A 13,591-nucleotide genomic window follows, 5' to 3' on the forward strand; every position below is an offset into this window, starting at 1 on the left:
ACTCAAAGCGAGTCATTCCTAGCAGTTTTTGGTGGGACACCCACTCAATCGCAATCCGCGAGAGCTTGGTTCGTGTCCCGGCGGCCACCCGGTCTCCCTGGCGACTTGGAGAACTTTACACCCCCTCCGAGGCCCCGAAACAGGGGGGTACCTTAACCGCATTCCCGCAGGTCAAGCCCTGTTTCGGGCCCTCGGGGGCCGGTCAGCCGCCGAGCGCGACGCCGGCGACGTTCCGCTTGCCCTTGCGGACCACGAGCCACTTGCCGTGCAGGGCGTCGCCCGCCGACGGCGTCCACTCCTCGTCCGCGACCTTCACGTTGTTGACGTACGCGCCGCCCTCCTTGACCGCGCGGCGTGCGGCGGCCTTGCTGTCCACCAGTCCCCCGGCGAGCAGCAGGTCGACGATCGTCGGGGCGCCCGACGGGTCCACCTTGCCGTTCGGCACCTCGGCCATCGCCGCGTCGAGGGTGCGTCCGTCCAGGTCACGGAGCTCTCCGCGGCCGAACAGGGCCTGGCTGGCGGCGATCACCTGCCGGGTCTGCTCCTCGCCGTGCACGAGCGTGGTGAACTCCTCCGCCAGCCGGCGCTGGGCCGCACGCAGGTGGGGGCGCTGTTCGGTGTCCTCGGCGAGCGCCGCGATCTCCTCTTGGTCGAGGAACGTGAACATCCGCAGGTACCGGACCACGTCGGCGTCACCCACATTGACGAAGTACTGGTACCAGGCGTACGGCGAGGTCATCTCCGGGTCGAGCCAGACGCTCCCGCCGCCCGTCGACTTGCCGAACTTGCGTCCCTCGGAGTCGGTGACCAGTGGCGCGGTCACCGCGTGCACGCTCGCGCCTTCGGTCCGGCGGATCAGGTCCACCCCGCCGACGAGGTTGACCCACTGGTCGGATCCGCCGACCTGCAGCTTGCAGCCGTACTCGCGGTACAGGTGCCGGTAGTCCTGCGACTGCAGGAGCAGGTAGCTGAACTCGGCGTAGGACATGCCGTCGCCCTCGAGCCGGCGCCTGACCGTGTCCCGGTTGAGCATGACGTTGACCGAGAAGTGCTTCCCGACGTCGCGCAGGAACTCCAGAACGTTCTGCTCGCCGGTCCAGTTGAGGTTGTTCTCGACGATCGCCCCGGTGGGCGAGTCGTCGAAGTCGACGAACTTCTCGAGCTGGCCGCGGATGCGCCCGGCCCACTCGGCGACGACGTCGGCGGTGTTCAGCGAGCGCTCACCGGTGTCGCGCGGGTCGCCGATCATCGCGGTCGCGCTGCCGGCCAGCACGATCGGCCGGTGCCCGGCGCGCTGGAAGCGCTTGAGCATGAGCAGCGGGACCAGGTTGCCGGCGTGCAGGCTGGGCGCGGTCGGGTCGAAACCGCAATAGAGCGTCACGGGGCCCTGGTCGAGCTCGCGCCGGAGGGCGTCGATGTCGGTGGACTGCGCGATCAGGCCGCGCCAGGACAGCTCGTCGAGGATGTGTTCGCTCACGCCTGTAGATCCTCCCGCACCAGGTCAACCGACTAACTGGCGGGTCGGACCCGGCGCTTACCGCCGCGGCGGTAGGTGGACACGGCAGGGGAGCCTTCGACCCAGAACCGCCAAGGCGTGTCCATCGCCATCGCGACGCCGACGCGGGGGCCCGTCCGGATGTGCTCCGCCGGCACGCGCTCGCCCACGTGCAAGCGGACCGGGGATGCCGGGTCGGTCAGGTCGGCGCCGTTCTGCTCGCGGTCGATGCGGAGCACCGAGGTCAGGATGGCCGGGCCCTTGGCCAGCTCGCCGGTTCCTCGCGCGGCCGGACGACGGCGACGGACGACGTCGAGGCCCGAGACGACCTCGCCGGCCCGCAGCAGCACCGCGCCGGCCACGCCGTCATGGGAGCCGACGATGTTCGCGCAGAAGTGCATCCCGTAGACGAAGTACACGTACAGGTGCCCCGCCGGGCCCCACATGACGGCGTTGCGCGGGGTCCGGCCGCGGTAGCAGTGCGACGCCGGATCGTCTTCGCCGCGGTAGGCCTCGACTTCGACCAAGCGGACGCCGACCGTGCCGTCGGGACCGTCGGCCTCGAGAACCGAGCCGAGCAGGAGGTGAGCCAGGTCAACCGGGTCGAGCGCCAGTTCCTCGCGGGTGAACAACCGGCCTGCGTCGCCGCTCAAGCGGGCTCCTCCCTCGGACGTCCTGGCGCGAGCAGCCTAACGACCGCTGCCCGCGCCAAGCCGTCCGGTGTCAGGTCAGTTCAGCCACTGGCGGGCCGCGGTGACGCGCTCTTCGAGGCGGGCCCGCTGCTCGGCCACGCGTTCCGGGGCCGTGCCGCCCCGGGCGTTGCGGGACTTCACCGACCCTTCCACGGTGAGCACACCGCGGACAGCCGGGGTGAGCGCCGGGTTGATCTTCTCGAACTCCTCGTCGGTCAGCTGGTCCAGGCCGACCCCGCGGGCTTCGGCGACGCGGACGCTTTCGCCCGCGGCCTCGTGCGCGACGCGGAACGGGACGCCCTGACGCACCAGCCACTCGGCGATGTCCGTGGCGAGCGTGAAGCCCGCCGGGGCCAGGTCGGCGAGCCGGTCGGTGTGGAAGGTGAGCGTGGCGAGCATCCCCGCGATCGCCGGGAACAGGAGCTCGAGCTGCTCGACCGAGTCGAACACCGGCTCCTTGTCCTCCTGCAGGTCGCGGTTGTAGGCCAGCGGCTGCGCCTTGAGGGTGGCCAGCAGGCCGGTGAGGTTGCCGATCAGCCGGCCCGCCTTGCCGCGGGTCAGCTCCGCGACGTCCGGGTTCTTCTTCTGCGGCATGATCGAGCTGCCGGTGGCCCACGCGTCGTCCAGCGTCACGTAGCCGAACTCCGCGGTGTTCCAGATGATCACCTCTTCGGCGATCCGGGACAGGTTCACCGCGAGCATCGCGACGGCGAACGCGAACTCGGCGACGAAGTCCCGCGAAGCGGTCCCGTCGATCGAGTTCTCGACGCTCGACGCGAAGCCCAGCTCTTCCGCGACGGCCTCGGGGTCGAGCCCCAGGGACGAGCCGGCGAGGGCGCCGGAGCCGTACGGCGACTCCGCCGTACGGGCGTCCCAGTCCTGCAGCCGCGAGACGTCGCGCAGCAGGGCCTGGCCGTGGGCCATCAGGTGGTGCGCCAGCAGCACCGGCTGGGCGTGCTGCAGGTGCGTGCGGCCGGGCAGGATCGCGTCCGGGTGCCGTTTCGCCTGCGACACCAGCGCGTCGACGACTTCCAGGGTGCCCGCGACGACGCGGCGGGCCGCGTCCCGCAGCCACATCCGGAACAGCGTGGCGACCTGGTCGTTGCGGGACCGGCCGGCCCGCAGCTTGCCGCCGAGCTCGGTGCCCGCCCGTTCGAGCAGGCCGCGTTCGAGGGCCGTGTGCACGTCCTCGTCGGCGATCGTGGGGGTGAACTGCCCCGAAGCGACGTCCTGGGCGAGCGTGTCCAGCGCGGCCAGCATGCCGGTCAGCTCGTCTTCGGTGAGCAGGCCCGCCTTGTGCAGCACGCGCGCGTGCGCGCGGGACCCGGCGATGTCGTAGGGCGCCAAGCGCCAGTCGAAGTGCGTCGACGCGCTCAACGCGGCCATGGCCTCCGCCGGACCGCTGGCGAACCGGCCGCCCCACAGCTGCACCGGCTGCTCGTTCCCGCTCACTGTTCTCGCTTCTCCTCGATGTGTTCGTTGGGTCTGTGCCCGGTCATGATCCTCCCGGGTATCGCGCGGGCTCGCGCGCGGTCATGCTGGTCCTTCGTCTCCGGCTTCGTGCGCGGAGCGCTGCGCGAGGGCCGCGAAGCGCTCCGCCAGCTCCTTGCCCGTCAGGGGTTCCCGCGCGATCACGGCGACGGTGTCGTCGCCCGCGATCGAGCCGACGACCTCTTCGAGGGCGGCCCGGTCGATCGCGCTGGCCAGGAACTGCGCCGCGCCGGGCGGCGTCCGCAGCACCATCAAGTTGCCCGACGAGTCCGCCGAGACCATCAGCTCCGCCAGCAGCCGCGAGAGCCGTGACGTGCCGCCCTGCACCCCGCGGACCGGGCTGCCGTCCTCCGGGATGACGTAGACCGGCGCCCCCGAGTCCGGCCCCCGCAGCTTGACCGCGCCCAGCTCGTCGAGGTCACGCGACAACGTCGCCTGCGTGACCTCGATGCCTTCGGCGGCCAGCAGCTTGGCCAGCTCGGTCTGGCTGCGGATGGTCATGGTGGACACCAGCTCGGTGATCCGCGCCTGCCGCCCCACCCGGCTGCTGGTCATCGCCGGCTCTCTTCGAAGAGCCAGACCAGCAAGGCCTTCTGGGCGTGCAGCCGGTTCTCGGCCTCGTCCCACACCGCGCTGGCCGGCCCGTCGATGACCTCGTCGGTGATCTCCCAGCCGCGGTGCGCCGGCAGGCAGTGCAGCACGATCGCCTCGTCCGCCGCCTTCTTCAGCAGCTCGGTGTTGACCTGCAGGGCGCGGAACGGGCCCACCCGGTCGAGCCCGTCGTTCTCCTGCCCCATCGACGTCCACGTGTCGGTGACGAGCACGTCCGCGCCGGCGACGGCGGCGTACGGGTCGGTGAACACGGTGGCGGTGCCGCCGGTCTCGTTCGCGCGTTTCTTCGCGTCGAGCATCACGCCCTGGTCGGGCTGGAAGCCGACCGGCGAGACGACCCGGATGTGCATGCCGGCGGTGACCCCGCCGAGCAGCAGCGAGTGCGCCATGTTGTTGGCGCCGTCACCGAGGTAGACGAGGGTGAGACCCTCGAGCTTCCCCTTGCGCTCCCGGATCGTCATCAGGTCGGTGAGCACCTGGCACGGGTGGAACTCGTCGGTGAGCGCGTTGACCACCGGGATCGACGCGGCCGAGGCCATCGCTTCGATGCGCTTCTGCGCGAAGGTGCGCCACACGATCCCGTCGACGTAGCGCGACAACACCCGCGAAGTGTCTTCGATGGTCTCTTCGCGGCCGAGCTGCATGGACCGGCCGTCGACGATCACCGGGTGCCCGCCGAGCTGGCTGATGCCGACCTCGAACGAGAACCGGGTGCGGGTCGAGTTCTTCTCGAAGATCGCCGTGATCGACTTGCCGGCCAGGGTCCTGGTGCCCAGCGGGTCGGCCTTGAGCGCGTCGGCGATGTCGAGGATGGCCTTCTGTTCGGCGGGACTGACGTCGTCGTCGCGGAGGAAGTGGCGGAGCATCAGTCAGAGTCCTTCGTGGTGGAGTCGAGCGCGTTCGGGAGTGCGGCGAGGAACCCTTCGGCCTGCCCGCCGTCGAGCACGAGCGGCGGCGCGAGCCGGATGGCGTCCGGGGCGACCGGGTTGACGAGGTAGCCGGCGTCCTGGGCGGCCTTGGCGACCGCGGCCGAGACGGGCCGCTTGAGAGCGATGCCGAGCAGCAGCCCGGCGCCGCGCACCCCGGCGACGAGCGGGTGCCCCAGCGACTCGACCCCCGCCGCGATGTCCTTGCCCAGCGCGGAGACGTGGTCCAGGAGGTTGTCCGCGGCGATGGTCTTCAGCACGGCCAGCCCGGCCGCGCAGCACACCGGGTTGCCGCCGAAGGTGGTGCCGTGGTGGCCGGGCTTGAGCAGGTCGCCCGCCGCGCCGACGCCGATCACCGCGCCCAGCGGCAGCCCGCCGCCGAGGCCCTTCGCCAGGGTGATCACGTCCGGCACGATGCCGGCCTGCTGGTAGCCGAACCAGGTGCCGAGCCTGCCGAGGCCGGTCTGCACCTCGTCGAGCACCAGCAGCGTGCCGGTGGCCTTGGTGATCTCGCGGGCGGCCTGGAGGTAGCCGTCCGGCGCCGGGATCACACCGGCCTCGCCGAGCACCGGCTCGAGGAAGACGGCCGCGGTTTCGGTGTCGACGGCCGCTTTGAGCGCTCCGACGTCCCCGAACGGCACGTGCTCCACCCCGGGCACCAGCGGTTTGAAGGGGTCGCGCTTGCCAGGCTGGCCGGTGAGCGTCAGCGCGCCCATGGTCCGGCCGTGGAACGCCCCTTCGGCGGCGACCACCTTGGTGCGCCCGGTCAGCCGGCTGATCTTCAGCGCGGCTTCGTTGGCCTCGGCGCCGGAGTTGACGAACAGCACCTTGCCGTGGCCGGTGAGGCCGGCGACGTCGAGCAGTGCTTCGGCGAGCTCGACGGCCACCGGGTTGATGTACAGGTTCGAGGTGTGGCCGAGCTGCTTGATCTGCGCGGTGACGGCTTCGACGACCGCCGGGTGGGCGTGGCCGAGCGCGTTGACGGCAATGCCGCCGACCAGGTCGACGTACTCCCGGCCGTCGGCGTCCCACACCTTCGCGCCCTCGCCGCGCACCAGCGTCAGCTTGGGCGTGCCGTAGTTGTCCATCAGGGCGGACTGCCAGTGCGACTGGCCGTCCACATTGGACTTGAGGTCGGTCACGGGAGCTCCGTTTCGGGGAAGACCATGGTGCCGATGCCACGGGAGGTGAAGACCTCCAGCAGCACCGAATGGGCGAGGCGGCCGTCGATCACGTGCGCCCGGCGCACGCCGCCGCGGATGGCGCGCACGCACGCCTCCATCTTCGGGATCATGCCGCTGGCCAGCGTGGGCAGCATGGTCTCGAGCCGGTCGACGCGGACGCGGTCGATCAGCGACGACCGGTCGGGCCAGTTCGCGTACAGGCCCTCGACATCGGTCAGCACGACGAGCTTCTCGGCGCCCAGCGCGGCCGCCAGCGCACCCGCGGCCGTGTCGGCGTTGACGTTGTGCACGACACCGTCGACGTCCGGGGCGACCGTGGAGACCACCGGGATGCGCCCGGCGTTGACGATGTCGAGCACCGCGTCCGGGTTGACCTCGGCGACCTCGCCGACGAGCCCGATGTCGACCTGCTCACCGTCCACAGTGGCCTGTTTGCGCTCGGCGGTGAACAGCCGGGCGTCCTCGCCGGAGATGCCGACCGCGTACGGCCCGTGGGCGTTGATCAGCCCCACCAGCTCGCGGCTGACCTGGCCGGTGAGCACCATCCGGACGATGTCCATCGTCTCCGGGGTGGTGACCCGCAGCCCGCCCTTGAACTCGCCCTCGACGCCGAGGCGCTTGAGCATCGCGGTGATCTGCGGACCGCCGCCGTGCACGACCACCGGCCGCAGGCCGGCCAGCCGCAGGAACACCATGTCCTCGGCGAAGGCCGCCTTCAGCTGGTCGTCGATCATGGCGTTGCCGCCGTACTTCACCACCACGGTGGCGCCGTGGAACCGCTGCAGCCACGGCAGCGCCTCGATGAGCACCCCGGCCTTCTCGGCCGCCGTCGCGAGTCTCTCGTCCGCGGAAATCAGAGCCTCCTGGTTCATGAGGAGTACGCGCTGTTCTCTTCGACGTAACCGTGCGAAAGGTCGGTGGTGTAGATGGTCGCCGTGCCCGCGCCGACGCCGAGGTCGACGACGATCTCGACGGCCCGGCCGGTGAGGTCCGCCTCGGACCGGTCGGCGGCCGGCACGCCCTGCGCGAACAAGGTGACGCCGTTGATCGCGATCGACACGGTGTCCGGGTCGATGCGGGCCGGCACCCGGCCGAGCGCCATGGCGATCCGGCCCCAGTTCGGGTCCGAGCCGAACAGCGCCGTCTTGACCAGGTTGTCTTCGGCGATCGTGCGGGCCACGGCGATCGCGTCGGCCTCGGAGTCCGCTCCTTGCACCGTGATGTCGACGTCCTTGGTGGCGCCCTCGGAGTCCGCGCGCAGCTGGAGCACCAGGTCGTGGCTCACCGCGGTGAGCAGCTCGGTGAGCTCCGCCTCGGTGGGCTCGACGCCGCTCGCGCCGGACGCCAGGACCAGGACGGTGTCGTTGGTGGACGTGCCGCCGTCGACGTCGAGCCGGTCGAAGGTGACGTGGGTCGCCGCGCGCAGGGCGCGGTCGAGGGTGGCCTTGTCCACCACGGCGTCGGTGGTCAGCACCGACAGCATGGTGGCGAGGTTCGGCGCGAGCATGCCCGCGCCCTTGGCGAAACCGCCGACGCTCCAGCCGCTGTCGTGCTTCGCGAACGCCTGCTTCGGCTTGGAGTCGGTGGTCATCACGCCCTTGGCGGCGTTCAAGCTCGCCTCGGCACTCGCGTCGAGAGCCTTGAACGCGGTGTCCACGCCCGCCAGCACGGCTTCCATCGGCAGCCGCTCGCCGATGAGACCGGTGGAGCAGACGGCGACCTCGATCGCCCCCGTTTCCAGGACTTCGGCGACTTTCTCGGCCGTGGCGTGGGTGTCCTGGAAACCGCCGGGACCGGTGGCCGCGTTGGCGCCGCCCGAGTTGAGGACGACGGCCTTCAGCCGCTGTTGCTTGAGCACCTCCTGCGACCACAGCACCGGCGCGGCCTTGATCACGTTGCGGGTGAAGACACCCGCCGCCACGTCGAGCGGGCCGTCGTTGACGACCAGGGTGAGGTCGAGCGCGCCGGAGGCCTTGATCCCGGCGGCGACGCCGGCGGCGCGGAAGCCCTGGGGGCCGGTGACGGTCACGGTGCGACTCCTACGGTGGAAAGGCCGGTCGTCTCGGGGAAGCCGAGGGCCAGGTTCATCGACTGGACGGCACCGCCGGCGGTGCCCTTGGTGAGGTTGTCGATCGCGGCGACCACGACCAGGCGTCGCGCGTCGGTGTCGACCGCGACCTGCAGCTGGACGTTGTTCGACCCGAGCGTCGACGCGGTGGCCGGCCAGGCGCCGGCGGGCTGCAGCTGGACGAACGGTTCGGCGTCGTAGGCCTTTTCGTAGGCCGCGCGGGCGGAAGCCTCGTCGACCCCGGGCTTGAGGGGGGCGCTCGCCGTGGTGAGGATGCCACGGGGCATCGGCGCGAGCACCGGGGTGAAGGACACGGTGACCTGCTCCCCCGCGACGGCCGAGAGGTTCTGGGCGAACTCCGGGGTGTGGCGGTGCGCGCCGCCGACGCCGTACGCGCTGGCCGAGCCCATCACCTCGGAGCCGAGCAGGTTCGGTTTGAGGCTCTTGCCGGCGCCCGAGGTGCCGGTGACCGCGACCACCGTCACGTCGGGCTCGACCAGCCCGGCGGCCAGCGCGGGAGCCAACGCCAGCGACCCGCCGGTCGGGAAGCAGCCGGGCACGGCGACGCGCTTGGTGCCGGCGAGTTTCTCGCGGGCACCGGGCAGTTCCGGCAGGCCGTACGGCCACTGGCCGGCGTGGTCACCGCCGTACCAGCGCTGCCAGTCGGCCGCGTCGGCCAGGCGGTGGTCGGCGCCGAGGTCGACGACCAGGACGTCCGGGCCGAGCTGGGCCGCGATCCCGGCGGAGTGCCCGTGGGGCAGCGCCAGGAACACGACGTCGTGGCCGGCCAGGGTCTCCGGGGTCGTCTCGGCGAGGACGCGGTCGGCGAGGGGAACCAGGTGGGGCTGGTGGACGCCCAGTTTCGTGCCCGCGCTGCTGGCGGCCGTCAGCGCACCGATCTCGACCTCGGGATGGGTCAGGAGCAGGCGCAGCAGCTCACCGCCCGCGTACCCGCTGGCTCCGGCCACTGCGATGTTCACCGTCATACGCATGATTATGCACGCCCTTGCAAGGCTAAACAAACGAGATAACCGGGAAGTGGCCCCTGCCACCTTGGGATGCTGAGTGGATGACGGACACCCCGGCACGGCTGCTCGGCCTGCTTTCGCTGCTCCAGACGCCCCGCGAGTGGCCGGGCAGCGAACTGGCCGACCGGCTCGGGGTCAGCCCGCGCACCATCCGCCGCGACGTCGAGCGGCTGCGCGACCTCGGCTACCCGGTCGAGGCCAGCCGCGGTGTCGCGGGCGGGTACCGGCTGGTCGCCGGCACCGCGATGCCGCCGCTCGTGCTCGACGACGACGAAGCCGTCGCGATCGCGGTGGGCCTGCGGACCGCGGCGGGGCAGACCGTCGACGGCATCGAGGAGGCGTCCGTGCGGGCGCTGGCGAAGCTCGAGCAGGTCCTGCCCGCCCGGCTGCGCCGCCGGGTGGGCACGATCGGCACGGCGACCGTCGCCGTGCCGGCCGGCGGGCCCGTCGTCGACCCGGCGCAGCTGACGGTGTTCGCGGGCGCGATCACCAACCACGAGACGGTCCGGTTCCGCTACCGCGCGAACGACGGGACCGAGACCCGGCGCCGGGTCGAACCGCTGCGGCTGGTGGCCACCGGCCGCCGCTGGTACCTGGTCGCCTACGACCTCGACCGGGCGGACTGGCGGATCTTCCGGGCCGACCGCGTCCGCGATGCCCAGGCGACCGGCGGCCGCGTTACCCCACGGGAGCCCCCTGCCGCCGATCTGGCGGCCTACGTCGTCGACCGGCTGTACGACCTCATGCCGACGTTCCGGGCGGTGGCCGTGCTGGCGGAACCAGCGGCGCAGATCGCGCCCCGCCTCGGCGTGGCCGCCGGCGAGCTGACCGACCTGGACGACGGCCGCTGCCGGTGGCGCAGTCACCCGGACACGCTGGACTGGCTCGCGTTCCGGCTGCTGGGGCTCGGCTGCGCGTTCACGGTCGAGGAACCGCGGGAACTGGTCGAACACCTCAAGGTGCTCGCGGCCCGCGCCACCGCCGCGGCGACGGGTTCCGGCGCGCGGGACTGACGGGTGGTGCGGCATTGCTCCCCCTCGGTTGCGTAGCCCACATCGAATCTCTGCGGCAGGCCGTCATAGCCCGCGGCGAACCAACCGAAGCCCCGGACGATCCGAGCCGGCTCCGCGACCTCGGCGCGGAGATGCCGATCGGGTGTCCTTCGCGGTGTTCCCGCGAGATCCGGCGCCGCCCGCCAGCACGGACATCGAGCCTCGGCGCACGCTGGGCGGGGAATGCACCTCGCCGGCCTCGGGGTCGTAGCAGACCAGGTCATGACGCGCGGCCAGTTCGCGGACGAACCGCGAGACCGTATCGGCGGCGGACCAGACGATCGTCATGAGCACGCCCTCGCCGACGACGGCCGGATCACAGCACCACGGACTGTCTGCGCGCTGTCCCATGGGCAGCGAGGACCGTGGTGGATAGCGCGCGGTCAGCTCACGGTGGAACGCGACAGCCCGCGGATCCACCGCTGCCGACTCCGGTTCACAGGTCACCAGTTGCTCGTACTTGCGGTCGGCGTCCTCCACGGTCGTAACCGCGGACGCAGGCCACACGACGAGATCGAAGCTCATCGGAACAACTCCGTTCAGGAAGGCGGAAAGGAACGACGGCCGGAGTGGGCCGGTCCACTGTGGACCGGCCCACCGCCTGCTCAGCCCGGCTCGCCCTCGTCCAGATCCGTCCGCCTGCTCGGCGGGACGGGGAGGTAGCAGCCCGGGTTCTCCGGGTCGCAGCCCACGCGGGGCAGCCGGGCGCGGATGCCACCGGGGGTGCGCTCGAAGTACGCCGCGATCTCCGCGACGCTCTCCCCCGCGATCCACCGGTTCTCCAGCTCCGCGTCCATCTCCTCGCTCCACGGGCGGCCCTGCTGCGCAGGACGACCCGCGGATCTTCGCCGCGGCGCCCGGCCCGCACCCGTCGCGGACAGCAACCCGTCCGCCACGAGGTCGGCCACCGTGTCCGCCAGTTCGGCGTCCAGGTCGAGGCTGCCCTCGGCGACCGGTTCACCGCCGGGTCCGCCGGCTTCCAGGGTGATCATCACCCGGGGGGTGGGTTCGGCGCGGTCGACGTCCGTCCTGGTCGCGACCACGATCTGGTAGGTGATTCCGTGTGCCCGGATCTCGGTCCGGCGCTCTTCGATGATCGACATGCCGTGAAGCTAGCGCGCACCCCCGACAATTTCCGGCCACGCCCTGCTCACGGGCGACTTCGCTCCGAAACTGTCGGACCCCTCCCCTAACGTCCCGGATGACCACGACCCGTCACGAGGAGGCGACGATGAGAGACCGGCGGACAAGACGGTGCCCCGGTCCGGGCGAACCGGACCGGGGCACCGGGTGGAGCTTCTTCAGCGTCTTCCGCTCAGAAGTGCAGAAGCTGAGCCAGCGTGCTCTGCTTCTCCTGGGCAGCCTTCGCGGAGCTGTCCGACTTCTGCGCCGCGGCGCCGTCGGGCACCGGCGGCGGCACCGGGCTGCACTGGACGTCCGAGTGGTTGCCGGGCAGCCGCTTCGGCAGGGTGCCGGTGGCCAGGTAGTCGGCGATCTTGTCGTCCACACAGGACACCCCGGACAGCGAACCCGCGTGGGTCGTACCACCCGGCGCGCTGATCAGGCTCGAGTTCGGGAACCGCTTCCGGACCTCGAGGCTGCCGGTGTACGGCGTGGCGGCGTCGAGCTCCTCGCTGATCAGCAGCGCACCGGCCACCTTGCTGCCGTCGATGTCGACCGGCTTGCCCGCCTTCGCCGGCCAGTACACGCAAGGCGCGTTGAACCAGGCGTTGCCCCAGGTCTCGAACGGCGCCTTGAAGTAGGTCAGCCAGTTGTCGATCCGCCACCGGTTCCAGTCGGTCGGCCACTGCACGTCGGTGCACTGCACACCCAGGTAGACGGCGAACCCGTTGTCGTTGCCGGGCGGGTTCGAGTCGTCGTAGAGCGCCTTCAGCGTCTGCCAGTCACCCTTGTGCACGTAGCCGTCGAAGGCCTTGGCCATGTCGACCCAGCCGAAGACGTAGTAGCCGGCCTGCAGGAAGATGTCGGTCCACTCGTCACCGCCGATGACGCCGCCCGCCGGCTTCTTGGCGAGCTTGCGCTGGGTGTCGTACCAGAGCTTCTCGACGGCGTCACCGGTCTTGCCCAGGTGGTAGACGTCGTCGTACTTGGCCAGCCAGTCGAAGTAGATCTTGATGTTCTTGTCGAACGCGACGTCCTGGTCGAGGTTGGCCTGGTACCAGACCTTCCGCGGGTCGACGTTGCCGTCGAGCACCATCCGTCGGACGTTCTTCGGGTACAGCGTGCTGTACACCTGGCCGAGGTAGGTGCCGTAGGAGAAGCCGTAGTAGTTGATCTGCTTCTCGCCCAGCGCCTTGCGCAGGCTGTCCATGTCCTGCGCGACGTCGGTCGTCTTGAGGTGGTCGAGGATCGCGCCGTTCTTGCGGCACGCGTCGGCGTACCCCTTCGAGCGGGCGAGCCACGTCTTCTCCAGCTGCGGAGTGGTCGGCACGTACGCGGGCCGGTTGTAGCTGAAGTAGTTCCCGTCGCAGCTGATCGAGGGCTTGCTGGACCCGACGCCCCGCGGGTCGAAGCCGATCCAGTCGTAGTTGTCCCCGGCGTGGTTCGGCACGTACTTGCCGAGCACCGACAGACCGAGGCCCGAACCGCCGGGGCCGCCCGGGTTGACCAGCATGATCCCCTGGGACTGCGCGGTCTTGTGCTTGATCCGCGAGAGCGCGACGGAGACCTTCGCCCCGCCCGGGTGCGCGTAGTCCATCGGCACCTCGAGGAAACCGCACTCGGCGCCGGCGGCCTTGAGGCTCGCCGACGTGCACGGACCCCAGGCGATCGGCGCGGGGGTGAACTGCGCCCCGGGATCCGCCGAGGCGGCGGGCGCGGCGGCCATCAGCCCGGCCGCGAGCCCCGCGGCGGCGACGGCGGCAACGATTCTTTTCACAGTCATCCTTTTCGTCCGCGTTCGACAGAGTTCGCCGGATTCCGGCGAAACTACCGGCAACACTGCACAATCTCGCTGACCGACGCGGCTTCCGCCATCCGCCTTTCGTCGGGACCTGCGCCGTCCGTCGTGCACCGGAACTGT

General features: G+C 71.1%; 13 protein-coding genes. 1 reads left to right on the forward strand and 12 read right to left on the reverse strand.

Going from position 1 to position 13,591, the window contains the following annotated elements:
* Positions 1–202 precede the first annotated feature (202 nt).
* The 9 genes from tyrS to argC all read right to left on the reverse strand — a co-directional run bounded on the left by tyrS (position 203) and on the right by argC (position 9,454).
* Entirely contained in the window at positions 203–1,477 is a 1,275-nt protein-coding gene (tyrS, locus tag CF165_RS35335) for a tyrosine--tRNA ligase (protein ID WP_093951933.1), read from the reverse strand.
* A 32-nt stretch (positions 1,478–1,509) separates the two neighbouring features.
* A complete protein-coding gene (locus tag CF165_RS35340) occupies positions 1,510–2,148 on the reverse strand; it encodes a DNA-3-methyladenine glycosylase (protein ID WP_093951934.1) in 639 nt (212 codons plus the stop codon).
* Positions 2,149–2,223: 75 nt separating this feature from the next.
* The gene (gene argH / locus CF165_RS35345) at positions 2,224–3,639 is read right to left on the reverse strand and encodes an argininosuccinate lyase (RefSeq protein ID WP_093951935.1); all 1,416 of its coding nucleotides are present in this window, start codon (positions 3,637–3,639) and stop codon (positions 2,224–2,226) included.
* 81 nt (positions 3,640–3,720) lie between these two features.
* A complete protein-coding gene (locus CF165_RS35350; protein ID WP_093951936.1) occupies positions 3,721–4,233 on the reverse strand; it encodes an arginine repressor in 513 nt (170 codons plus the stop codon).
* Entirely contained in the window at positions 4,230–5,156 is a 927-nt protein-coding gene (argF, locus tag CF165_RS35355) for an ornithine carbamoyltransferase (RefSeq protein ID WP_093951937.1), read from the reverse strand. The genes CF165_RS35350 and argF overlap by 4 nt, the downstream gene beginning before the upstream one ends.
* Positions 5,156–6,358 (reverse strand): acetylornithine transaminase, encoded by a 1,203-nt coding sequence (locus tag CF165_RS35360; RefSeq protein WP_093951938.1) that lies wholly within the window; start codon positions 6,356–6,358, stop codon positions 5,156–5,158. Before CF165_RS35360 ends, argF begins: the two co-directional genes overlap by 1 nt.
* Entirely contained in the window at positions 6,355–7,272 is a 918-nt protein-coding gene (argB, locus tag CF165_RS35365; protein ID WP_020645466.1) for an acetylglutamate kinase, read from the reverse strand. The genes CF165_RS35360 and argB overlap by 4 nt, the downstream gene beginning before the upstream one ends.
* Positions 7,269–8,429: a bifunctional glutamate N-acetyltransferase/amino-acid acetyltransferase ArgJ gene (argJ, locus tag CF165_RS35370; protein WP_093951939.1), complete on the reverse strand. Its 1,161-nt coding sequence runs from the start codon at positions 8,427–8,429 to the stop codon at positions 7,269–7,271. Before argJ ends, argB begins: the two co-directional genes overlap by 4 nt.
* Positions 8,426–9,454, reverse strand: coding sequence for an N-acetyl-gamma-glutamyl-phosphate reductase (gene argC / locus CF165_RS35375; RefSeq protein WP_093951940.1), 1,029 nt, complete (start codon positions 9,452–9,454; stop codon positions 8,426–8,428). Before argC ends, argJ begins: the two co-directional genes overlap by 4 nt.
* 83 nt (positions 9,455–9,537) lie before the next feature.
* Here argC and CF165_RS35380 point away from each other — a divergent pair, with 83 nt between their 5' ends.
* Positions 9,538–10,509, forward strand: a complete 972-nt coding sequence (locus tag CF165_RS35380) for a helix-turn-helix transcriptional regulator (protein ID WP_093951941.1) — start codon at positions 9,538–9,540, stop codon at positions 10,507–10,509.
* A 63-nt stretch (positions 10,510–10,572) separates the two neighbouring features.
* Here the strand turns inward: CF165_RS35380 and CF165_RS50490 are convergent, their stop codons facing one another.
* The 3 genes from CF165_RS50490 to CF165_RS35390 form a co-directional block, all read right to left on the reverse strand.
* Positions 10,573–11,073: a hypothetical protein gene (locus CF165_RS50490; protein ID WP_143268726.1), complete on the reverse strand. Its 501-nt coding sequence runs from the start codon at positions 11,071–11,073 to the stop codon at positions 10,573–10,575.
* An 80-nt stretch (positions 11,074–11,153) separates the two neighbouring features.
* Positions 11,154–11,651 carry a helix-turn-helix domain containing protein gene (locus CF165_RS35385; protein WP_093951942.1) on the reverse strand — a complete coding sequence of 166 codons (498 nt, stop codon included), beginning with the start codon at positions 11,649–11,651 and terminating at the stop codon, positions 11,154–11,156.
* Between the two features lie 212 nt (positions 11,652–11,863).
* A complete protein-coding gene (locus CF165_RS35390) occupies positions 11,864–13,447 on the reverse strand; it encodes an alpha/beta hydrolase (protein ID WP_093951943.1) in 1,584 nt (527 codons plus the stop codon).
* Positions 13,448–13,591: the final 144 nt, after the last annotated feature.

The sequence above is a fragment of the Amycolatopsis vastitatis genome (assembly GCF_002234595.1).
Taxonomy (GTDB): Bacteria; Actinomycetota; Actinomycetes; order Mycobacteriales; family Pseudonocardiaceae; genus Amycolatopsis; species Amycolatopsis vastitatis.